Consider the following 20,575-nt stretch of genomic DNA (forward strand, 5'->3'; position numbering starts at 1 on the left):
GGGAAAGAAGGGCTGCAGCCGTGCCATCTGCACGTCCGTCAGCCAAAAAAGGTTGGTCATAGGTCAGTCTCCTTGCGGAGCCTGAATCACGCCGAAAGTGGAAGATCAATGGGTCCTGACCCTAGTTATGCGGTCCCCGATCCTGTTCCTTGTTCTTTCATCCGCGCTTTCGGTGCCAGTCGCCGCAGATGCCCTGCGCGATGCGGCGACCGAGACCTTCAAGCCGCTTCCGTCGACCATTCCCGCGCTGAAGGAGAACACCGTCACGCCCGAGAAGATCGCGCTTGGCAAGGCGCTGTTCTTTGATCCGCGGCTCTCGGCCTCGGGCGTGTTCTCCTGCTATTCCTGCCACAACCTGACCACCGGCGGCGACGACAACATGGAAACCTCGGTCGGCCACGGCTGGCAGAAGGGGCCGCGCAACGCGCCGACCGCGCTGAACGCCGTGCTGAACGAGGCGCAGTTCTGGGACGGCCGGGCCGAGGACCTTGCGGCACAGGCCAAGGGTCCGGTGCAGGCCGGGGTCGAGATGGCGAACACCCCGGACAATGTGGTGGCGACGCTGACCTCGATGCCGGACTATGTGACCTGGTTCGGCGCCTCCTTCCCGGATGATGCCGATCCGGTCAGTTTCGACAACATGGCCAAGGCGATCGAGGCTTTCGAGGCCACGCTGCTGACCCCCTCGCCCTTCGACGCCTGGCTGAACGGCGACGACAATGCGCTGACGGCCGAGGCCAAGGCCGGGCTGCAGCTCTTCATGGACAAGGGTTGCTCGTCCTGCCACTCGGGCGTCAACGTCGGCGGGCATGGCTACTATCCCTTCGGCCTGATCGAGAAGCCCGGTTCGGAAGTGCTGCCGGAAGGCGACAAGGGCCGCTTTGCCGTGACCGAGACGGCGTCCGACGAATATGTCTTCCGCGCCGCGCCGCTGCGCAACATCGCGCTGACCGCGCCCTACTTCCACTCGGGCAAGGTCTGGGACCTGTCGGTCGCGGTCGAGATCATGGCGGAAAGCCAGCTGGGCGAGGAGTTGAAGCCCGAGGAAACCGCGCAGATCGTCGCCTTCCTGGACAGCCTGACCGGGACCATGCCCGAAGTCACGCTGCCGGTGCTGCCGGCCGAGACCGCGGGCACGCCGCGCCCGACGACCATGGTCGAGTGAAACCTGTTTTTTAACGAGTGCCGGGGCGGCTTTCGGGCCGCCCCTTTTTCATCGGGCCGGCGCTCAGCGCAGGAATTTCCGGCGGGCTTCCTCGGCAATCGCCTGCAGCATCTCCAGCCGGGCAAGCTCGGCCATCGCGGCCTTGCGTTCGGCCTCGTCGGTGAGGGTCGCCAGATGCTCCCGCTGGGTGGCGGCCCGCTTCTTGAGCGTGATCTCCTCGGGCAGGACGCCGGCCTCGGCCATAATGCGGAAACCCGCCGCGTCGCCGGGGGAGACGAGGGCGTCGCCCGGGCGGTCGGGCAGGGGCTTGCCCTCACCCTCCAGCCCCTGGAGATGGCCCTTCAGGCGAGCCTTCTGGATCTGGCGTTCGGCCAGGCGGGAGAGCCAGGACATGCGTCACCTCTACGCCCGAAGGTGGGTGCGATCGGCCGCTGCCGCAAGGGCCCGCCGGAAGCCTAGCCGAGGTCGGCCAGACGGGAGAGCGCATCGCGGAGCTTCTGCGCTTCCTCCTGCCGGGCCTCGAGATTGGCGGTCGCCTCCATCACCACGTCCTCGGGCGCGGAGCGGGCGAAGTTCGGGTTGTCGAGCCGGCCCTTGAGGCCGCCGATTTCCTTTGCCAGCTTGTCCAGCGCCTTTTGCAGGCGGGATTTCTCCTCGGCGATGTCGATCAGCCCTTCTAGCGGGATCGCGAAGGCGGCGCCTTCCGCCGCCACGGCGATCGAGCCCTTGGGGGCGGGGCCTTCGGTCACATTGTCCACCCGGGCCAGACGCTTGATCAGGGCCTCGTTGCGCTGGAAGGCGGCGCGGGCCTCGTCGGTCAGGCTGGTGGCCACGAGATCGGCCTTCAGCGCCACCGGCACATGCACCTGCGCCCGGGCCGAGCGGATGTCGTCGATCAGCGTGGTGACGAAGGTCATCTCGGCCTCGGCCGCCCGGTCGATCAGGGTCGCGGGCAGGTCGGGCCAGTCGGTGTGGACGAGAAGCTTCGCGCGCCGGCCGGTGGTGGACCAGAGTTCCTCGGTGAGGAAGGGCATAAAGGGGTGCAGGAGGATCATCGACTGGTCGAGGACCCAGGCCATGGTCTGGCGGGTCTCGGTGGCGTCGGGGCCGTCGAACAGGGGCTTGGCGAATTCGACATACCAGTCGCAGACCTTGCCCCAGACGAACTTGTACAGCGCGTCGGCGGCCTGGTCGAAGCGGAAGTTCTCCAGCGCCTCGTCGACCTCGGCCAGGGTCTTGGCGGTCTCGCCGATGATCCAGCGGTTCGCGGTGGCCTTCGGCGCGGGGGCGGGGCCGGTGGCGTGGCCTTCCCAGACGCCGCTCATCTCGGCAAAGCGGCAGGCGTTCCAGAGTTTCGTGCCGAAGTTGCGGTAGCCCGCGATGCGGCTGGTATCCAGTTTCAGGACACCGCCCAGCGAGGCCATCGCCGCATTGGCGAAGCGCAGCGCATCGGCGCCGTATTCGTCGATGATCTCCAAGGGGTCGATGACGTTGCCGAGCGACTTCGACATCTTCTTGCCCTTGGCGTCGCGGACGAGGCCGTGCAGGTAGACGGTGTGGAAGGGAATGTCGTCGACGACGGCAAGCTGCATCATCATCATCCGGGCGACCCAGAAGAACAGGATGTCCTGCCCGGTCACCAGGACCGAGGTCGGGAAGTATTTCCTGAGTTCCTCGGTGGGTTCGGGCCAGCCGAGCGTGCCGATCGGCCAGAGGCCGGAGGAGAACCAGGTGTCGAGGACGTCGGGGTCGCGCCAGATCGGATAGACCAGCTTCGTCGGGTCCTGCGTGACCTCGTATTCCCCCAGCGCGGCGGCGAGGAGGTCCACCGCCTGGGCGCGGTCGGCGACCTCGATCACGCGGGCGTGGTTCAGCGGCACCGGCAGGGCGGCGAGATCGTCGAGGAAGCGGTCGGCGACGGTGGCGAAATCGGCGGCGCAGTGGTGGCGGGCGTCGCGCTGGACATGGCCGCCGTCGCCGAGGAACTGGAGCATCTCCACCTCGTCCAGCGCGCCGTCGCCCTCGTCGTCGGCGTATTCGGGCGCGGCGAGGTCGAGGCCATACCAGACCGGGATCTGGTGGCCCCACCAGAGCTGGCGGCTGATGCACCAGGGCTCGATGTTCTCCAGCCAGTGGTAATAGGTCTTCTCGCCGCTCGGCGGGATGATCTTCGTCCGGCCCGAGCGCACCGCCTCCAACGCGGGTTCGACGATCTTCGCCGTATCGACGAACCACTGGTCGGTCAGCATCGGCTCGATCACCACTTTCGAGCGGTCGCCGAAGGGCTGCATGATCGGTTTCGCCTCGACCAGGGGCACCCGTTCCAGGTGTTCCGATCCGGTTTCCTTGTCGACGGATTTCTTGAGACAGGTGACCGCCAGCCCCTCGGCGGTGATCTGCTCGACCACGCGCTTGCGGGCCTCGTAGCGGTCGAGGCCGCGCAACTCGTCGGGGACGAGGTTCAGGGCGTCGATCTCGGATTCGGTCAGCGCGAAGGGCTGCTCGGCGATCCCGGGGGTGGCGTAGCCCCTGGCGACCAGCCAGGCGCGGGACATCCGGCCCGCGATTTCGGCGGCCTCGGCATAGGGCAGGCCATCGGCGCGCATCTGGGCGCGGCTGTCCATCAGGCGGTAGCAGGGGATGCCCGCGCGCCTGGCCACGGCATAGTCGTTGAAGTCATGCGCGCCGGTGATCTTGACCGCGCCCGAGCCGAAGCCGGGGTCGGGATATTCGTCGGTGATGATCGGGATCAGGCGGCGGTGCGCCTTTGGCCCGACCGGAATTTCGCAGAGTTTCCCGACGATTGGCGCGTAACGCTCATCCGATGGGTGAACCGCCACCGCGCCGTCGCCCAGCATGGTCTCGGGCCGGGTGGTGGCGATGGCGATATAGTCGCGCGTCTCGCGGAAGGTGACGTTGCCGTCGGCGTCCTTCTCGACATATTCATAGGTCTCGCCGCCCGCGAGCGGGTATTTGAAGTGCCACATATGGCCCGGCACCTCGATGTTCTCGACCTCGAGGTCGGAGATCGCGGTCTCGAAATGCGGGTCCCAGTTGACCAGCCGCTTGCCGCGGTAGATCAGGCCCTTGGTGTAGAGGTCGATGAAGACCTTGATCACCGCGTCGTGGAAATTGCCCTCCTCGCCCGCGGGGGCGCCCGGTGCGCCCGACATGGTGAAGGCCTCGCGCTCCCAGTCGGCGCTGGCGCCCAGGCGCTGCAACTGGCCGATGATCGTGCCGCGCGACTTCCGCTTCTGCTGCCAGACGCGGGCCAGGAAGGCCTCGCGCCCCATGTCGCGGCGCGACGGCTCGCCATTCGCGGCCATCTCGCGTTCGGTCACCATCTGGGTCGCGATCCCGGCATGGTCGGTGCCGGGCTGCCAGAGCGTGTCGTGCCCCCGCATCCGGTGCCAGCGGGTCAGGATGTCCTGCAGCGTGTTGTTGAAGGCGTGGCCCATGTGCAAGGAGCCGGTCACGTTCGGCGGCGGGATCATCACCGAGAAGGCCGGCGCGCCCGGACGCGCATTCGCCCCGGCGCGGAAGGCCCCGGCCTCGAGCCAGGTCTTCGAGATCCGGGCCTCGGCCTCGGCGGCGTTGAAGGTCTTTTCCATCGGCATGGCACATTCCCCCGCGCGGCCCTTGTCTCGGGCGGGTTCTAACCCGCCCGGCGCGGAAGGGGAAGCGGCAGAACCGGGGTCAGGACAGCTCCAGGATCGGGGAGAATCCGCCGTAGACCATCCGCTTGCCGTCGAAGGGCATCTCCATGTCCTGCGGCATCTCGGCCATCATCTTCGCATAGGCCGCGTCCCGCGTGGCCTTGTCGGGCCAGGTCATCCAGCACAGGACCACGGTCTCGCCCTCCTGCAGGTCCACCGCGCGGCGGAAGTCGGTCTGCTTGCCCGGCGGAACGTCGTCGCCCCAGCCCACGACCAGCGCGCGCGCGCCCATGTCGCGGAAGGTCGGCCACCACTTCGCCTCATGGGCGCGGTAGGCCTCCTTGTCGGCGTCGCGCACCGGGATCAGGAATCCGTCCATATACATCGTCACCTCCGTCTCAGACAAAAAGTAACCTGCGCCGCCGGAAATGGTTCCGGGTCAGACCGCCCGGTCGATCCGGGTCGAGAGATGGATCAGGCTTTCCGAGCTGCGCACCCCCGCCATGGCCCCGATCTGGTCCAGCACCTGGTCCAGCACCTGGGTGTTGGGGCAGGCGACCTGCACCAGAAAGTCGAATCGGCCCGAGGTGGTGAAGACCCGCTCGATCTCGGAGATCGACTTCAGCCGGGTCAGCACCGCCGCCTGCGAGCGCGGCTCGATCGTGAGGAGCACGCTGGCCCGCAAGCGGCCCTCGCGCGCGGCCTCGCCGAGTTTCAGGGTATAGCCGGCGATGATTCCGCTGGTCTCCAGCCGTTCGAGCCGGGCCTGGATGGTCGAGCGCGCCACCTTCAACCGGCGCGAGAGCGTGGCCACCGACATCCGCGCATCCGCGCCGAGCAGGCCAATGATGTTGCGATCCAGTTCGTCCATTCAATCTGCCATGGTTTTCGTCATTATAACGAGGTTTGACCGCATTTATACAGTTTTGTTCGGTGAGTTTGTAACCCATATGCGGCATCCTCATTTGCAGGAAAAGGGCGGCTCATACGCACCTGGCCTGGTTCACTTGAAACCACGCTGGTGCCCGGTCCCGCAAATGCAATGGGAAGGGCGAAGCGTCTTGTTGGCAAAGGGAAATACGCCGATGGGACTCTCCAAGACGATCTGGACCAATCCGACCGAATATCTGAAGAACCAGCAGCCGGAGAATCCGGTGCTGTTCTTCGCGCCCTCGGCCGCGCAGGCGGCGGCGCGCCGGTTCATCGACGGTTTTCCGGGCCTGGTGACCTATGCGGTCAAGTCGAACCCGGGCGAGGCGATGGTCGAGAACCTCGCCGCGGCGGGGATTCGCGGCTATGACTGCGCCTCGCCCTTCGAGATCGACCTGATCCGCCGCCTCGCCCCCGATGCGGCGATCCATTACAACAACCCGGTGCGCGCCCGGCACGAGATCGCCCATGCGGTCGAGCGCGGGGTGAAGTCCTACAGCGTCGATTCGAAATCCGAGCTGGCCAAGCTGATCGAGATGGTGCCCGCCGAGGGGACCGAGATTTCGGTGCGCTACAAGCTGCCGGTCGCGGGTGCCGCCTACAACTTCGGCGCCAAGTTCGGCGCGACGGTGGAACTGGCGGTGGACCTTCTGAAAGAGGTCGCGGCGGCGGGCTATATCCCCTCGCTGACCTTCCATCCCGGCACGCAATGCACCGATCCCCACGCCTGGGAGGCCTATATCCGCGAAGGCGCGAAGATCGCGCGCGACGCAGGGGTGACGCTGGCGCGGCTGAACGTCGGCGGCGGCTTTCCCAGCCACCGGATGTCGGCGATCCTGCCGCAACTGGAGGAGACCTTCCAGCTGATCGACCGCGTCACGACCGAGGCCTTCGGCGCCGACCGCCCGCTTCTGGTCTGCGAGCCGGGCCGGGCGCTGTGCGGCGATGCCTATGCCCTGGCCGCCCGGGTCAAGGCCCTGCGGGATGGCAGCCATGTGTTCCTGAACGACGGGGTCTATGGCTCGCTGACCGAGCTGCCGATGATCGGCGTGATCGACCGGATCGAGGTGTTCTCGCCCGAGGGCGAGAAGCGCAGGGGCGAGGCGGTGCCGCGCATCGTCTTTGGCCCGACCTGCGATTCGGTCGACCGGCTGCCGGGCGAGATCCCGCTGCCCTCGGACCTGGCGGAAGGCGACTTCGTGGTCTGGCAGGGGATGGGGTCCTATTCCACCGTCACCAACACCCGCTTCAACGGGTTCGGCGACGTGCAGATGGCGACGGTCCTGTCGCTGAAGCCTTGAAAAGGCAGTGATTCGCGGCCCCCGGCTGGACAAATCCGGCCGGGCCATTAGCCTTCGCAGGGCGGAGGTATGTGGATGCAGCAACTCAAGTTCGGCCTGGCCCAGCCGCTGAAGCGGCGCGAGGATCTGCGCTTTCTGACCGGGCGCGGGCGCTATGTCGCCGACCTGATCCCCGAGGGCGCGCTTTGGGCGGTCTTCCTGCGCTCGGACCATGCGCATGGCGAGATCCTGGCGCTGGACGCGACCGCGGCCCGCGCCATGCCCGGCGTGCATCTGGTGCTGACGGCCGGGGACCTGCTGGCGCGGGGCGTCAGGCTGGGCATGAAGGGCGAGCGGATCACGGGCCGCGACGGCCAGCACGGGCGGGGGCCGGAGCGGCCGGTCCTGGCGCAGGTCCGGGTGCGCTTCGTCGGCGAGGCTTTGGCCATGGTGGTCGCCGATACGCCCGAGGCCGCAAGGGATGCGGCCGAGATGATTTCATATGACATCAAGGAGATGGAGCCCGTCCTTCATCTGGAGTTCCAGCATCCGGCGATCCATCCGGAAGCGCCCGGCAACCTGGCGCTGGACTATGTTTTCGGCGACGAGCCGGGCACCGAGGCGGCGCTTGCCCGCTCCGTCCATCGCGTCGTGCTGGAGGTGGTGCACAACCGCGTCACCGCCGCCCCGATGGAGCCGCGCGCGGCTTTCGCCGAATGGGACGGCGAGCGGTTGCATCTCTGCGTCAACGGCCAGGGGGTCTGGGGCCAGCGCAACGAGTTGTCGCGGATGCTGGACCTGCCGCGCGAGAGGGTCCGGGTGACCAATCCCGATGTCGGCGGCGGCTTCGGGATGAAGGCGATGACCTATCCGGAATATGTCGTCCTGGCCGAGGCCGCCCGCGCGCTGGGCCGGTCGGTGGCCTGGGTCTCGACCCGGACCGAGGGCATGCTGAGCGACAATGCCGGCCGCGATCTGGTGGCGCGGGCCGAGCTTGGCTTTGACGCCGACCACCGGATCACGGGGTATCGCGTCAACCTTCTGTCAAACCTTGGCGCCTATAATTCGCAATTCGGGCAGGGCATCCAGACGGAGCTTTTCGCGAAAGTGCTGACCGGCGTCTATGACATTCCCGTGGCTTCCCTCGCGGCGCGCTGCGTCTATACCAATTCGGTCCCGATCGACGCCTATCGCGGCGCCGGGCGGCCCGAGGCGATCCTGACCATCGAGCGTGCGATGGACCATGCCGCGCGGGTGCTTGGCGCCGATCCGGTGGAACTGCGGCGGAAGAACGTGATCCGCCGCTTTCCCCATGCCACGCCGGAGGGCGAGGTGATCGACGGCGGCGATTTCGCGGGGCTTCTCGACACGGTCGCCCCGCGTGCGGCGGGCTATGCCGGACGCGCCGCGGCCAGCCGGGCGAAGGGCCTTCTGCGCGGCCTTGGCATCGCCGCCTATATCGAGGCAATCCTGGGCAGCCCGGACGAGATCGCGCGGCTGGTGCTGGAGGAGGATGGCGGCGCCACGCTGTACGTCGGCACCCAGTCGAACGGGCAGGGGCACGAGAGCGTCTATTCCCGCTTCGTCAGCGAATCGACCGGGATCCCGCAGGAGCTGGTCCGGGTGGTCGAGGGCGACAGCGACCGCATCGCCAGGGGCGGCGGCACCGGTGGCTCACGCTCGGTCACGGTGCAGGGCACCGCCACGCGGGCGACGGTCGGCGCGATGATCGCGGCCTTCGAGGACTTCCTGGCCGGGGAATGGGAGGCCGCCGAGGTTTCCTTTGCCGAGCACCGCTTCGTCGCCCCCGGCACCAACCACCGCATCACCCTGGCCGAGGCCGCGGCGCTGGCCCGGGAGAGGGGGCGGCAGGACCTGATCGACCGCAGCGAGAAGATCACGCTGGAGGGCCGCTCTTTCCCGAACGGCGTCCATCTGGCCGAGGTCGAGATCGACCCGGAAACCGGGAAGCTGACGCTGGACCGCTATTCGGTGGTGGACGATTTCGGCGTGCTGGTCGCGCCGAACCTGGTCGAGGGGCAGGTGCATGGCGGGGTGGCGCAGGGCTTCGGCCAGGCGGTGACCGAATGGCTGGTGCAGGACGGCAGCGGACAGGTGGTGACCGCCAGTTTCATGGATTATGCCATGCCGCGCGCGACCGACCTGCCGATGATCCGGTTCGCCGAACAGGGCGTGCCGACCCGCAGCAATCCCCTGGGCATGAAGGGTTGCGGCGAGGCGGGAACCGTCGGCGCGCTCGGCGCGATATCCAATGCGGTCCGCGATGCGCTGGCGCCGCTGGGAGTGACCAAGGTGGACATGCCCTTCACGCGGTCCCGCCTCTGGACCTGGATCGAGGAGGCCCGCCACGCGTCTTCTTGACCGCCTGCGCCGCTTTCTCCGCCGGGACGTCGAAGTCACGACGGAACCTGCGCCCGCCCCCGAACCGGGGCGGGTGCGGGGAAGGGTCGATCATGTGGTGATCCTGGACGGCACGCTCTCGTCGCTCGAGCCGGGGCAGGTCGGCAATGCGGGGCTGTTGTTCCAGCTTCTGCACTCCATGGGCCCCAGCGCCAACCAGCGGCTTTATTACGAACCCGGCATGCAATGGGAGGGCTGGCTGCGCGGCCTTGCGCTGATCGAGGGTCGGGGCGTCTCGCCGCAGATCCGGCGCGCCTATGGCTGGCTGGCCTCGGGCTATCGCGAGGGAGACCGGATCTTTCTGTTCGGCTATTCGCGCGGGGCTTTCGCGGTCCGCTCGCTGGCCGGGGTGATCGACCGGGTGGGGCTCTTGAAGCGCGAACACGCGACCGAGCGCGCGGTGACGCTGGCCTGGCGGCATTACGAGCGCGCGCCGCACAGCCGGGCCGCCCAGGCCTTTGCCCGCCGCTTCTGCCATGCGGAGGCCCCGATCGAGATGGTCGGGGTCTGGGATACGGTGAAGGCGCTGGGGCTGCGGCTGCCGTTCTTCTGGCTGTTCAGCGCCGACCGCCACGCCTTTCACAGCCACCACCTCGGGTCGTCGATCCGGCACGGCTTTCACGCGCTGGCTCTGCACGAGACCCGCATGGCTTTCGAACCCGTACTCTGGGAATGTCCGCCCGGCTGGGAGGGCAATGTCGAGCAGGTCTGGTTCCGCGGCGCGCATGGCGACATCGGCGGCCAGATCGGCGGGCTCGAGGCGGCGCGGCGGCTGTCGAACCTGCCGCTGGTCTGGATGCTGGAGCGGGCCGAGGCGCTGGACCTTGCCCTGCCCGAGGCCTGGCGCGCGCGCTATCCCTGCGACCCCGAGGCGCCGATGGTCGGAACCTGGCGGCACTGGGGCAAGGCATTTCTCTGGCGGCGGCGGCGGGTCATCGGCCGCGACCGTTCCGAGCGGCTGCACCCCACCGCGATGAAAGCCGCCGCCGGGCGCTGGCCCAGCGGCGTTCCGGCGGAATGACTCAGCGGTGGCGCAGGTCGACGTAGTCGCGCTGCGCCGGGCCGATGTAGAGCTGGCGCGGGCGGCCGATCTTCTGGTTCTTGTCGGCGATCATCTCTTTCCACTGGCTGATCCAGCCCACGGTGCGCGAGATCGCGAAGATCGGGGTGAACATCGAGGTCGGGAAGCCCATCGCCTCGAGGATGATGCCCGAGTAGAAGTCGACGTTCGGGTAAAGCTTCTTCGAGACGAAATATTCGTCCTCCAGCGCGATCCGCTCCAGCTCCTTGGCGACCTGGAGGAGGGGATTGTTCTCGATCCCGAGCAGGCCAAGCACCTCGTCCGCCGATTCCTTCATCACCTTGGCGCGGGGATCGAAGTTCTTGTAGACCCGGTGGCCGAAGCCCATCAGGCGGAAGCCCGAGTTCTTGTCCTTGGCCTTGGCGATGTATTCCGGGATCCGGTCGACGGTGCCGATTTCCTTCAGCATTTCCAGGCAGGCCTGGTTCGCCCCGCCATGCGCCGGGCCCCAGAGGCAGGCGATCCCGGCCGCGATGCAGGCAAAGGGGTTCGCGCCCGAGGAGCCCGCCAGCCGCACGGTGGAGGTGGAGGCGTTCTGCTCGTGGTCCGCATGCAGCATCATGATGCGGTCCATCGCCTTTTCCAGGATCGGATTGACCACATAATCCTCGGTCGGGACGGCGAAGCACATCTGCAGGAAATTGCCGGAATAGCTCAGCGCGTTCTTCGGATAGACGAAGGGCTGGCCGACGGAATATTTGTAGGCCATCGCCGCGATCGTCGGCAGCTTGGCGATCATGCGGATCGCCGCGACCTCGCGCTGCCAGGGATCGGAGATGTCGGTCGAGTCATGGTAGAAGGCCGCCATGGCGCCGACCACGCCCACCATCGTGGCCATCGGATGCGCATCGCGGCGGAAGCCGCGGAAGAAATAGTGCATCTGCTCATGCACCATGGTGTGGCGGGTCACGCGCTGGGTGAAATCGGCCAGCTGCGCGGCGGTCGGCAGTTCGCCGTAGAGCAGCAGGTAGCAGACTTCGAGATGCGTCGACTGCTCGGCCAGCTGCTCGATCGGATAGCCGCGATACAGAAGCTCGCCCTTGTCGCCGTCGATATAGGTGATCGCGCTTTCGCAGGCGGCCGTCGAGGTGAAGCCCGGATCGAAGGTGAAGACATCCGCCTCGCCATAGAGCTTGCGGATATCCAGCACGTCGGGGCCGAGAGTGGGTCTGTGCACGGGAAGATCATAGGTATTCCCGTTGAGGTTGAGCTTGGCGACGTTGTCCGACATGGTTCTCCCCGGTCATGGCGGGTCGTCCCCTGCCGGGGCGGCCCATGGCTATCCTGCACCCCGGCTGGGGCGGCTTCAAGACCGGGGGCGCAACCTCAGACGGCGTCCAGCAGCCTTGCGACGGTTTCCTCGCGACCGATGGCTAGCATCATGTCGTAAACGGAAGGTGTAACGCTGCGGCCCGCGATCGCTGCCCGCAGGGGCGCGGCGAGCTTGCCGAAACCGATGCCGTTTTCCGCGGCGATCTCGTTCAGGATCGGCTCGAGTGCGTCCTTGCTCCAGCTAGCAGTTTGCAGGCGCGGCGTCAATGATTTCAGTATACCACGGGATACCGCATCCAGCGCGGCCTCGGCCTTCTCGTCGCGCAGCACCGGGCGCGAGATCATCAGGAAGTGCGCCTTTTCAAGCAGTTCCGGGAAGGTCTTCGCGGATTTCTTCAGGAAGGGCAGCGCCAGGACCATCCGCTCATGTTGCGCCCCGGTCAGGGCCGGGCGGTTCGCCGCGGCCAGATAGGCCTCCAGTTCATGCAGCAGCGCGGCATCCTCGGCCATCGCCATGTGGTGGCCGCAGGTGTTCTCCAGCTTCTTGAAATCGAGCCGCGCCGGGGCCCGCCCGATGCCGGAGAGGTCGAACATCGCCATCGCCTCTTCGCTGGTGAAGATCTCGGCATCGCCCCTGGCCCAGCCGAGCCGGGTGAGGTAGTTGCGCATCCCGGCCGCCGGATAGCCCATCGCCTGATACTCCTCGACCCCGGTCGCGCCGTGGCGTTTGGAGAGTTTCTTGCCGTCCGGCCCGTGAATCAGCGGGATATGCGCCCAGATCGGCACCTGCCAGCCCATCGCGTCATAGACCATCTGCTGGCGCGCGGCATTGTTCAGGTGGTCGTCGCCCCGGATCACATGGGTCACCCCCATGTCGTGGTCGTCGACCACCACCGCCAGCATGTAGACCGGCGTCCCGTCCGAGCGCAGGACGATCATGTCGTCCAGCGTCTCGTTGCGGATCACCACGCGGCCCTGCACCTGATCCTCGATCACCGTCTCGCCGCTGCGCGGGGCCTTCATGCGGATGGCATAGGGCGCGTCGGGCCAGGTGGCGGGATCGGCGTCGCGCCAGGGCGAGAGGAAGACCGGATAGCGCCCCGCGGCCTCCTCGGCTGCGCGGAAGGCGGCGATTTCTTCCTGCGTGCTGAAGCACTTGTAGGCCGTTCCTCGCGCAAGCATCTCATGCGCGACCTCGGCGTGGCGGTCGCGGCGTCCGAACTGGCTGACGACATCGCCGTCCCAGTCGAGGCCGAGCCAGGCGAGCCCGCGCAGGATCGCCTCCGTCGCCTGCGGCGTGGAGCGTTCGCGGTCGGTATCCTCGATCCGGAGGAGGAACTTGCCGCCGCGGCCGCGCGCGTAAAGCCAGTTGAACAGCGCCGTCCTGCCGCCGCCGATATGCAGATAGCCCGTGGGCGAGGGTGCGAAGCGGGTGACGACGGGAGAGGACATCGGGATTAACCTTTCGGAAACCAGGCGGCGCCTAGACTGGCGGAGGGTTTAGGCAATCGCGGGGTGGGAGACAAGGTGGCGCTGGTCCGGCTGATGCGCGCGCCGCTTCTGGGCCTCCAGGCGGCGCGGGGGAGGCTGTTCCCCTGGATCGCCGTCCTGATGGGCTGCGGCATCGCGCTCTGGTTCGCCCAAGGGGAGGAGCCGGGGGCGGGGGCCTATGCGCTGGCGGCGCTGGGGCTGGCCGGGGCCACGGGCCTTGCCGCGCGCGGACCCGAGCTTGCGCGGCCCCTGGCCATCGGCATCGCGGCGCTGCTGGCGGGCTGGCTGGCGGCCGGCATCCGCGCGCATTCGCTGGCCGCGCCGATGCTGGAGTTCCGCTATCACGGTCCGGTAGAGGGGCGGATCGTCGACATCGACCGTTCGCAATCCGATGCGCTGCGCCTGACGCTGGACCGGGTGGTCCTGCGCGAGGTCGCGCCGGAGCGCACCCCGGCCCGGGTCCGCGTCTCGCTGCAGGAGGCGCAGGACTTCCTGATCCCGGCCCCCGGCCAGCTGGTGATCCTGACCGCGACCCTCGCCGCGCCGCAGGGCCCGGTCGAGCCCGGCGGCTTCGACTTTCGCCGCATGGCCTTTTTCGACCGGCTGGGGGCGGTTGGCTACACCCGCACCCCCGTCCTCCTGCTGGAGGAACCCGAGGGCGGCGCCCTGCCGATCGACCGGCTGCGCCGCTGGCTGACGCAGGGGATGCTCGCGCGGATGGAGGGGCAGGCGGGGGCCTTCGCGGCGGGGGCGATGACCGGCGACCGTTCGGCGATCACCGAGGAGACGGTGCGGGCGCTGCGCGATTCGTCGCTGGCGCATCTGCTGGCGATCTCGGGGATGAACATGGCCTTCCTCACCGGCTTCGTCTTCGCGTTATTGCGCTATGGGCTGGCGCTGGTGCCGTTCCTTGCGCTGCGGGTGAACAGCAAGAAGGTGGCGGCGGTCGCAAGCCTTGGCGTGGCGCTGTTCTATCTGCTGCTCTCGGGCGCGAATGTCGCGACCGAGCGGGCCTTCATCATGATCGCGGTCGTCCTGGGGGCCGTGCTCCTGGACCGGCGGGCGCTGTCGCTGCGGTCGGTGGCGGTGGCGGGCATGATCCTGCTGGCGCTGAAGCCGGAAAGCCTGCTGGAACCCGGTTTCCAGATGTCCTTTGCCGCCACCATCGCGCTGATCCTGGGCTTCGGCGCGCTGGACGGCAGCATCCACCGCGAGAGGGTGCCGCGCTGGCTGCTGCCGGTGTTCACCCTGGTGCTGTCCTCGCTGATCGGGGGCCTCGCGACCGCGCCCTATGCGGCGGCGCATTTCAACCGCTTCACCGACTACGGGCTGTTGGCGAACCTCCTGACGGTGCCGGTGATGGGGGCGGTGATCATGCCCGCCGGGGCGCTGGCGGCGCTGCTGGCGCCCCTGGGCCTTGCGGGCCTGCCGCTTTGGGTGATGCAGCAGGGCGCGCGCTGGATCCTGTTCGTGGCGCATTGGATCGCGGGGCTGGAGGGATCGGTGACGGCGATCCCCGGGCCGGGGCCATGGGTCCTGCCGCTGTTCACGCTCGGGGCGCTCTGGGCGATCCTCTGGCGCGGCTGGGGGCGCGGGCCGGGGCTGGCGGCGGTGGTGCTGGCCCTGACCCTCTGGACCGGGGGGGAGCGGCCGGACCTGCTGATCTCGGGCGATGGCCGGCTGGTCGGTCTTGCGGGGCCCGAGGGGCGCGCGCTCTCGGCCGCGCGGGGCGGAGGCTTCGCGGCGGAAAGCTGGCTGGAGAACGACGGCGACCTTGCCGGGCAGGAGCGCGCGGCGGCGCGGCCGGGGTTCCAGGGCGCCAAGGGCGAGCGCCGGTTCCAGCTTGCCGGTCGGCGGATGGTCGTGCTGTCGGGCAAGGGGGCATTGGGGCGGCTGGCCGGGGCCTGCGCCACGGCCGACCTGGTGATCCTGGCCGAGCGGGCCGAGGCCGTGCCGGAGGGCTGCCCGCTGATCGACCAGCGCATCCTGCGCGAGACCGGGCCGCTGGCGCTGTGGGCCGAGGGGGATGCGCTGGCGATCACGGTGACGCAGGAGGCAAGCCGCCTCTGGTCGCCGCCCGTCCGCCCGGTGCGGCTGCCACGGCCCTAGTAGCTGCGGATCAGCCCGACGAGCCGCCCCTGCACCTTGACCAGATGGTCGGGGAAGACCCGCGTCTCATAGGCGGGGTTCGCGGCCTCGAGCGCGATCATGTTGCCGCGGCGACGGTAGCGTTTCAGCGTGGCCTCGTGATCCTCGACCAGGGCCACGACGATATCGCCGTTCTCGGCCGTCGACTGTTCGCGGATCACGACGATGTCGCCATCGTTGATCCCGGCGTCGATCATGGAATCGCCCTTGACCTCGAGCGCATAGTGCTGGCCCTTGCCGGACAGCATCGAGCCGGGCACCGCGACGTGGTGCGAGACTTCGGAAATCGCCTCGATCGGGACGCCGGCCGCGATCCGGCCCATGACCGGCAGTTCCAGCGCATGGACGGTGGAAACCGGCAGCGCGCCGCGCGGCGGATCGACCCGGTCGCCCGTGATCACCTTGGGCGAGAAGCCGGGCCTCTCCATCGCCTCGGGCAGCTTGACGATCTCCAGCGCGCGGGCGCGGTGGGCGAGGCGGCGGATGAAACCCCGTTCCTCCAGCGCGGTGATCAGCCGGTGGATCCCCGACTTCGAGCGCAGGTCCAGCGCATCCTTCATCTCGTCGAAGGAGGGCGGCACCCCGTCGCGGTCCATCCGCGTCTTGATGAAGTCCAGAAGTTCCAACTGCTTGCGTGTCAGCACGGCCAGATCCCCACATCATGAGTTAACACAATGTTCTGCCCGTGTTCCCGGTTTGTGTCAAGAATTATCGACGGGCCGCTAGATCGGGAGATAGGGCACCGTGTCCCCGGCGCGACAGGGCGGGGCGTCGACCGGGCGGATCAGCAGCGCATCGGCCTGGCCCAGGATCGACAGCAGCGCCGAATCCTGCCGGTCGAAGGGGCTGATCGCCGGTCCCGCGGCCAGCCGCGCCCGCATGTAATGCGCGCGCGGGCCGTTCGCGGGCAGATCGACGGTCAGCCGGGCCTCGCGCGGCACGGGGGCCGCGTCGGGGCGGCCCAGCATCGCGCGGACCATGGGCAGAAGGAAGAGATGGCCGCAGACGATGGCCGAGACCGGGTTGCCCGGCAGGCCGAGCATCGGCACGCCGTCCAGCCGCCCCGCCATCAGCGGCTTGCCCGGACGCATCGCCACCTTCCAGAAATCGGCAGCGAACCCCGCCGTCCGGCCGACGAGGTCATGGTCGCCGACCGAGGCCCCGCCGATGGTGACGATCAGGTCCGCGCCCTCGGTCAGGCCGAGGACGGTTTCCAGCTCCGCCTCGGTGTCGCGCGCGATCGGCAGCATCCGCGCCAGGCCGCCCTCGGCCTCGATCATCGCCTTCAGCGCAAAGCCGTTCGAGGCGATGATCTGGTCCGGCCCCGGCTCCTCGCCCGGCATCACCAGCTCGTCTCCGGTGGCGACGAGGGCCACCACCGGGCGTCGCGTCACGGTGACCTGCGCCACGTTCATCGCCGCCAGGAGGGCGAGGTCGTTCGGCCGCAGGAGGCGGGGGGCAAGGCTGTCGCCGGCGCGGAAATCCTGTCCGCGCGGCCGGATGTTCGCGCCGCCGTCGGTGCCGGTCAGGGTGATCCGGTCGCCGTCGCGGCGGACGTCCTCCTGGATCACGACCCGGGTCGCGCCCTCGGGCACCGGGGCGCCGGTGAAGATGCGCGCCGCCTCGCCCGGCCCGATCGTGCCGGCGAAGGCATGGCCCGCGCCCGCCTCGCCCACCACGAGGAAGCTGTCGCCGACGGCGGGATCGCCCGCGACCGCATAGCCGTCCATCGCCGAGGCCGGGAAGGGCGGCTGGTCGCGCCGGGCGGTGGCGGGGACGGCCATCCAGCGCCCCGCGCCTTGCGCCAGCGGCACGGTCTCGGGGGGAAGCACCTGGGCCAGAGCCAGGCAGTGGGCCAGCGCGTCTTGGACCGAAATCATCACTTCGCCTCGTAACGTCCTGATTTTCCGCCGTCTTTCAGGATCAGGCGAATGCCGTCGATCACCATCGACTTCTCGACCGCCTTCACCATGTCATAGACCGTCAGCGCCGCGACCGAGACCGCGGTCAGCGCCTCCATCTCGACCCCGGTCTGGCCCGAGGTCTTGACCGTCGCCTCGATCCGCACCCCCGGCAGGGCGGGATCGGCGGTCAACTCCAGCGCGACCTTGGTGATCGGCAGGGGATGGCAAAGCGGGATCAGGTCGGCGGTCCGCTTGGCCGCCATGATCCCGGCCAGCCGTGCCACGGAGAGGACATCGCCCTTCTTGGCCCGGCCTTCCGAGACCAGCGCCAGGGTCTCGGCGCTCATCCGCACCGCGCCCACGGCGACGGCCATCCGGTCGGTCACCGGCTTGTCCGAGACATCGACCATATGCGCCTGGCCCCGGTCGTCGAAATGCGACAGCCCGCTCATAGCCCGCCCTGCGCGGTCAGGGGCTTGGCCAGGATCGCCCGGGTCGCGGCCGTCACATCCTCCTGCCGCATCAGGCTTTCGCCGATCAGGAAGCAGCGCGCGCCGTATTGCGCCAGGTCGGCGAGATCGTCGCAGGTGTGAAGGCCGCTTTCGGCGACGATGACCCGGTCCTCGGGCACCCGGCGGGCCAGGCGGCGGGTGGTGTCGAGCGACACTTCGAACGTGTGCAGGTTGCGGTTGTTGATCCCGATCAGCGGCGATTTCAGCAGGGCGGCACGGTCCAGTTCGGCCTCGTCATGCACCTCGATCAGGACGTCCATGCCAAGCTCGAAGGCCGCGGCCTCAAGCTCGGCCGCCTGGGCATCGTCGAGCGAGGCCATGATGATCAGGATGCAGTCGGCGTTCAGCGCGCGGGATTCGACCACCTGGATCGGGTCGTAGAGGAAATCCTTGCGCAGGCAGGGCAGGGGGACCGCATCATGCGCGGCGACGAGAAAGTCGTTCGCGCCCTGGAACGAGGGGCCGTCGGTCAGCACCGAGAGGCAGGCCGCCCCCCCGGTCGCATAGGCGCGGGCCAGTTCGGGCGGGTCGAAATCGGCGCGGATCAGGCCCTTGGAGGGGCTGGCCTTCTTGATCTCGGCGATCAGCCCGTAGCCGGTCGCGGCAGCATCGCGCAGGGCGCGGGCAAAGCCGCGCGGCGGGGCGGCCGCACGGGCGGCGGCCTGCAGGTCGGCCAGCGGGCGGGCGGCCTTCAGCGCGGCCACCTCGTCAAGCTTGTAGGCCTTGATACGGTCGAGAATCGTGCTCATGGGCCCCCCTCAGGCGTTCGTCAGGCGGCGGAGCGCGTCGACCTTGCCCCGTGCCGCGCCGGAATCGATCGATTCGCGCGCCAGGGCCACGCCGTCGCGCAGGCTTGCCGCCTTGTCGGCCACCATCAGCGCGGCGGCGGCGTTCAGCAGGACCGCGTCGCGGTACGCCCCCGGCGCCCCGTCCAGGAGCGCGCGGAAGGCGACCGCATTCTCGGCCGGGGTGCCGCCCAGGATCGCCTCGAACGGATGCGGGGCAAGGCCCGCATCCTCGGGGTGGAGGGTGAAATCGCGGACGGCGCCGTTCTCGACGGCCGAGACCGAGGTCGCGCCGCAGATGGTGATCTCGTCGGTGCCGTCCGAGCCGTGGACGAGCCAGGCCTTCTCCGACCCGAGGGTCAGGAGCGTCTCGGCCATCGGCCGGATCAGCGCGTCCGAGAAGGCCCCGGTCAGCTGGCGCCTGACCCCGGCGGGGTTGGTCAGGGGGCCGAGGATGTTGAAGATCGTCCGCGTCCCCAGTTCCGAGCGGACCGGCATCACATGCCGTGTCGCGGGATGGTGCATCGGCGCCATCATGAAGCCGATCCCGGCCTCGGCGAGGCAGCGTTCCACCACCTCGGGCGGGATCATCACGTTCAGGCCCATCTCGGTCAGCGCGTCGGCCGCGCCGGATTTGGACGACAGGTTCCGGTTGCCGTGCTTGGCGACCGTGACGCCCGCCCCGGCCACGACGAAGGCGGTGGCGGTGGAGATGTTCAGCGTGCCCTTGCCGTCGCCGCCGGTGCCGACGATGTCGATCGCGCCTTCGGGGGCCGTCACCGGGTTGCATTTCGAGCGCATCACCGATGCCGCGGCGGCGTATTCGTCCACCGTCTCGCCCCGGGTGCGCAGCGCCATCAGGAAGCCGCCCATCTGGGCGGGTGTGCCCTCGCCCTCGAACAGCGCGGTGAAGGCGGCCTCGGCCTCGGCGCGGGTCAGGGGGCGGTTGGCGGCGATGCCGATCAGGGGTTTCAGCACCTCGCTCATGCCGGCACCCTGAGGGCGCGGGCCTCGTCGAGGAAGTTCCGCAGGAGCTGGTGGCCGTGTTCCGAAGCGATGCTTTCGGGATGGAACTGCACGCCCTCGATCAGGTGGCTGCGATGGCGCAGGCCCATGATGGTGCCGTCTTCCAGCCAGGCGGTGATCTCCAGTTCGGGCGGCAGGCTGTCGCGATCGACGACGAGGGAGTGGTAGCGGGTTGCCTGGAAGGGCGAGGGCAGGCCGCGGAAGACGCCTTTGCCGGAGTGATACATCGTCCCCATCTTGCCGTGGACGATCTCGTGGCAGCGGACGACCTTGCCGCCGAAAGCCTCGCCGATGGTCTGGTGGCCGAGGCAGACGCCGAGCAGCGGGATGCCGGCCGTCGCGGCGGCGCGGGTGAGCGGCAGGCAGATCCCGGCGGCGGCGGGGTCGCAGGGGCCGGGGGAGAGGACGATCATCTCTGGCCTGAGGGCGAGCGCGTCCTGGACCTCCAGCGCGTCGTTCCGCTTGACGACCACCTCGGCCCCAAGCTCGCCAAGATAGTGGACGAGGTTCCAGGTGAAGCTGTCGTAATTGTCGATCAGGAGGAGCATGGGCGTCACCTTCGGGCCGGTCAGGGCTGGTTATCGCCGATGCGGGGGGCGGTGTAAACCGGGGTTCCGCGCGGCCGTCGAGGCCGGGCCGAATTGGCAGGCGTGGGAAATCAATGGCTTGGCCCCGGGGCTTTGGCCGGGCTTGAGCCTGGGGGCTGCTCGTCGATGCACTTCGTGCACTCCTCGCGGCGGCTTCGGGGAGCCTCCGACGCGTGCATGAAATGCCCGAGGAGGGTCTAGGCTGCGGACTCATAAGCGCGGGTCCATAGTCTTGAGCAGACGAGAAGGACGGCGGCCAGGTAGTTGGTCGCGGTTTTTTCGTATCTGGTTGCGATCTTTCGGAACTGCTTGAGCTT

The 20,575-nt window shown here is 68.7% G+C and carries 17 protein-coding genes and 1 pseudogene; 5 read left to right on the forward strand and 13 right to left on the reverse strand.

Going from position 1 to position 20,575, the window contains the following annotated elements:
• Positions 1 to 127: 127 nt before the first annotated feature.
• Positions 128 to 1,165 carry a cytochrome-c peroxidase gene (locus ACE3UA_RS16975; RefSeq protein WP_374647246.1) on the forward strand — a complete coding sequence of 346 codons (1,038 nt, stop codon included), beginning with the start codon at positions 128 to 130 and terminating at the stop codon, positions 1,163 to 1,165.
• Positions 1,166 to 1,228: 63 nt separating this feature from the next.
• Here the strand turns inward: ACE3UA_RS16975 and ACE3UA_RS16980 are convergent, their stop codons facing one another.
• From ACE3UA_RS16980 to ACE3UA_RS16995, 4 genes are all read right to left on the reverse strand, one after another.
• Positions 1,229 to 1,558, reverse strand: coding sequence for a DUF1992 domain-containing protein (locus ACE3UA_RS16980; RefSeq protein WP_374647248.1), 330 nt, complete (start codon positions 1,556 to 1,558; stop codon positions 1,229 to 1,231).
• A gap of 62 nt (positions 1,559 to 1,620) precedes the next feature.
• On the reverse strand, positions 1,621 to 4,782 hold the full coding sequence (locus tag ACE3UA_RS16985) for a valine--tRNA ligase (RefSeq protein ID WP_374647250.1): 3,162 nt from the start codon (positions 4,780 to 4,782) through the stop codon (positions 1,621 to 1,623).
• A gap of 79 nt (positions 4,783 to 4,861) precedes the next feature.
• Complete coding sequence (locus ACE3UA_RS16990) at positions 4,862 to 5,206, reverse strand: DUF1428 domain-containing protein (RefSeq protein WP_374647252.1); 345 nt, start codon at positions 5,204 to 5,206, stop codon at positions 4,862 to 4,864.
• 54 nt (positions 5,207 to 5,260) lie between these two features.
• Positions 5,261 to 5,692, reverse strand: a complete 432-nt coding sequence (locus ACE3UA_RS16995) for an Lrp/AsnC family transcriptional regulator (protein ID WP_374647255.1) — start codon at positions 5,690 to 5,692, stop codon at positions 5,261 to 5,263.
• Between the two features lie 214 nt (positions 5,693 to 5,906).
• On the opposite strand from ACE3UA_RS16995, the gene ACE3UA_RS17000 reads away from it, so the two are divergent.
• The 3 genes from ACE3UA_RS17000 to ACE3UA_RS17010 all read left to right on the forward strand — a co-directional run bounded on the left by ACE3UA_RS17000 (position 5,907) and on the right by ACE3UA_RS17010 (position 10,473).
• Positions 5,907 to 7,052 carry a type III PLP-dependent enzyme gene (locus ACE3UA_RS17000; RefSeq protein WP_374647257.1) on the forward strand — a complete coding sequence of 382 codons (1,146 nt, stop codon included), beginning with the start codon at positions 5,907 to 5,909 and terminating at the stop codon, positions 7,050 to 7,052.
• A 75-nt stretch (positions 7,053 to 7,127) separates the two neighbouring features.
• A complete protein-coding gene (locus ACE3UA_RS17005; RefSeq protein WP_374647259.1) occupies positions 7,128 to 9,413 on the forward strand; it encodes a xanthine dehydrogenase family protein molybdopterin-binding subunit in 2,286 nt (761 codons plus the stop codon).
• A gap of 4 nt (positions 9,414 to 9,417) precedes the next feature.
• Positions 9,418 to 10,473 carry a DUF2235 domain-containing protein gene (locus tag ACE3UA_RS17010; RefSeq protein ID WP_374647277.1) on the forward strand — a complete coding sequence of 352 codons (1,056 nt, stop codon included), beginning with the start codon at positions 9,418 to 9,420 and terminating at the stop codon, positions 10,471 to 10,473.
• Position 10,474: 1 nt separating this feature from the next.
• On the opposite strand, the gene ACE3UA_RS17015 is transcribed toward ACE3UA_RS17010, so the two are convergent.
• Both ACE3UA_RS17015 and gltX read right to left on the reverse strand, forming a co-directional pair.
• Positions 10,475 to 11,764, reverse strand: a complete 1,290-nt coding sequence (locus tag ACE3UA_RS17015; RefSeq protein WP_374647261.1) for a citrate synthase — start codon at positions 11,762 to 11,764, stop codon at positions 10,475 to 10,477.
• Positions 11,765 to 11,859: 95 nt separating this feature from the next.
• Positions 11,860 to 13,257, reverse strand: a complete 1,398-nt coding sequence (gltX, locus tag ACE3UA_RS17020; RefSeq protein WP_374647263.1) for a glutamate--tRNA ligase — start codon at positions 13,255 to 13,257, stop codon at positions 11,860 to 11,862.
• A gap of 93 nt (positions 13,258 to 13,350) precedes the next feature.
• On the opposite strand from gltX, the gene ACE3UA_RS17025 reads away from it, so the two are divergent.
• Positions 13,351 to 15,405 carry a ComEC/Rec2 family competence protein gene (locus ACE3UA_RS17025; RefSeq protein WP_374647279.1) on the forward strand — a complete coding sequence of 685 codons (2,055 nt, stop codon included), beginning with the start codon at positions 13,351 to 13,353 and terminating at the stop codon, positions 15,403 to 15,405.
• On the opposite strand, the gene lexA is transcribed toward ACE3UA_RS17025, so the two are convergent.
• The 7 genes and pseudogenes from lexA to ACE3UA_RS17060 form a co-directional block, all read right to left on the reverse strand.
• Positions 15,402 to 16,088 carry a transcriptional repressor LexA gene (gene lexA / locus ACE3UA_RS17030; protein ID WP_374647265.1) on the reverse strand — a complete coding sequence of 229 codons (687 nt, stop codon included), beginning with the start codon at positions 16,086 to 16,088 and terminating at the stop codon, positions 15,402 to 15,404. The two genes, ACE3UA_RS17025 and lexA, sit on opposite strands and share 4 nt — an antisense overlap.
• A 78-nt stretch (positions 16,089 to 16,166) precedes the next feature.
• Complete coding sequence (locus ACE3UA_RS17035; RefSeq protein ID WP_374647267.1) at positions 16,167 to 17,324, reverse strand: molybdopterin molybdotransferase MoeA; 1,158 nt, start codon at positions 17,322 to 17,324, stop codon at positions 16,167 to 16,169.
• Complete coding sequence (gene moaC, locus ACE3UA_RS17040) at positions 17,324 to 17,800, reverse strand: cyclic pyranopterin monophosphate synthase MoaC (protein WP_374647269.1); 477 nt, start codon at positions 17,798 to 17,800, stop codon at positions 17,324 to 17,326. Before moaC ends, ACE3UA_RS17035 begins: the two co-directional genes overlap by 1 nt.
• Positions 17,797 to 18,609 (reverse strand): indole-3-glycerol phosphate synthase TrpC, encoded by an 813-nt coding sequence (gene trpC / locus ACE3UA_RS17045; protein ID WP_374647271.1) that lies wholly within the window; start codon positions 18,607 to 18,609, stop codon positions 17,797 to 17,799. The genes moaC and trpC overlap by 4 nt, the downstream gene beginning before the upstream one ends.
• Before the next feature lie 9 nt (positions 18,610 to 18,618).
• A complete protein-coding gene (gene trpD / locus ACE3UA_RS17050; RefSeq protein ID WP_374647273.1) occupies positions 18,619 to 19,632 on the reverse strand; it encodes an anthranilate phosphoribosyltransferase in 1,014 nt (337 codons plus the stop codon).
• Positions 19,629 to 20,219, reverse strand: a complete 591-nt coding sequence (locus ACE3UA_RS17055) for an aminodeoxychorismate/anthranilate synthase component II (protein ID WP_374647275.1) — start codon at positions 20,217 to 20,219, stop codon at positions 19,629 to 19,631. Before ACE3UA_RS17055 ends, trpD begins: the two co-directional genes overlap by 4 nt.
• Before the next feature lie 236 nt (positions 20,220 to 20,455).
• Positions 20,456 to 20,575: pseudogene (locus tag ACE3UA_RS17060) on the reverse strand (IS5/IS1182 family transposase); the annotation flags it as partial.

This window comes from Tabrizicola sp. (genome assembly GCF_041919135.1).
Classification (GTDB): Bacteria; Pseudomonadota; Alphaproteobacteria; order Rhodobacterales; family Rhodobacteraceae; genus Tabrizicola.

Coding starts and splice junctions, on each gene's coding strand:
- ACE3UA_RS17025 (WP_374647279.1), top strand. CDS start 13,351: ATGCGCGCGCCGCTTCTGGGCCTCCAGGCGGCGCGGGGGAGGCTGTTC.
- ACE3UA_RS17000 (WP_374647257.1), top strand. CDS start 5,907: ATGGGACTCTCCAAGACGATCTGGACCAATCCGACCGAATATCTGAAG.
- trpC (WP_374647271.1), bottom strand. CDS start 18,609: ATGAGCACGATTCTCGACCGTATCAAGGCCTACAAGCTTGACGAGGTG.
- ACE3UA_RS17005 (WP_374647259.1), top strand. CDS start 7,128: ATGCAGCAACTCAAGTTCGGCCTGGCCCAGCCGCTGAAGCGGCGCGAG.
- ACE3UA_RS16990 (WP_374647252.1), bottom strand. CDS start 5,206: ATGTATATGGACGGATTCCTGATCCCGGTGCGCGACGCCGACAAGGAG.
- ACE3UA_RS16975 (WP_374647246.1), top strand. CDS start 128: ATGCGGTCCCCGATCCTGTTCCTTGTTCTTTCATCCGCGCTTTCGGTG.
- ACE3UA_RS16995 (WP_374647255.1), bottom strand. CDS start 5,692: ATGGACGAACTGGATCGCAACATCATTGGCCTGCTCGGCGCGGATGCG.
- ACE3UA_RS17055 (WP_374647275.1), bottom strand. CDS start 20,219: ATGCTCCTCCTGATCGACAATTACGACAGCTTCACCTGGAACCTCGTC.
- ACE3UA_RS16985 (WP_374647250.1), bottom strand. CDS start 4,782: ATGCCGATGGAAAAGACCTTCAACGCCGCCGAGGCCGAGGCCCGGATC.
- moaC (WP_374647269.1), bottom strand. CDS start 17,800: ATGAGCGGGCTGTCGCATTTCGACGACCGGGGCCAGGCGCATATGGTC.
- ACE3UA_RS17035 (WP_374647267.1), bottom strand. CDS start 17,324: ATGATTTCGGTCCAAGACGCGCTGGCCCACTGCCTGGCTCTGGCCCAG.
- ACE3UA_RS16980 (WP_374647248.1), bottom strand. CDS start 1,558: ATGTCCTGGCTCTCCCGCCTGGCCGAACGCCAGATCCAGAAGGCTCGC.
- gltX (WP_374647263.1), bottom strand. CDS start 13,257: ATGTCCTCTCCCGTCGTCACCCGCTTCGCACCCTCGCCCACGGGCTAT.
- trpD (WP_374647273.1), bottom strand. CDS start 19,632: ATGAGCGAGGTGCTGAAACCCCTGATCGGCATCGCCGCCAACCGCCCC.
- ACE3UA_RS17015 (WP_374647261.1), bottom strand. CDS start 11,764: ATGTCGGACAACGTCGCCAAGCTCAACCTCAACGGGAATACCTATGAT.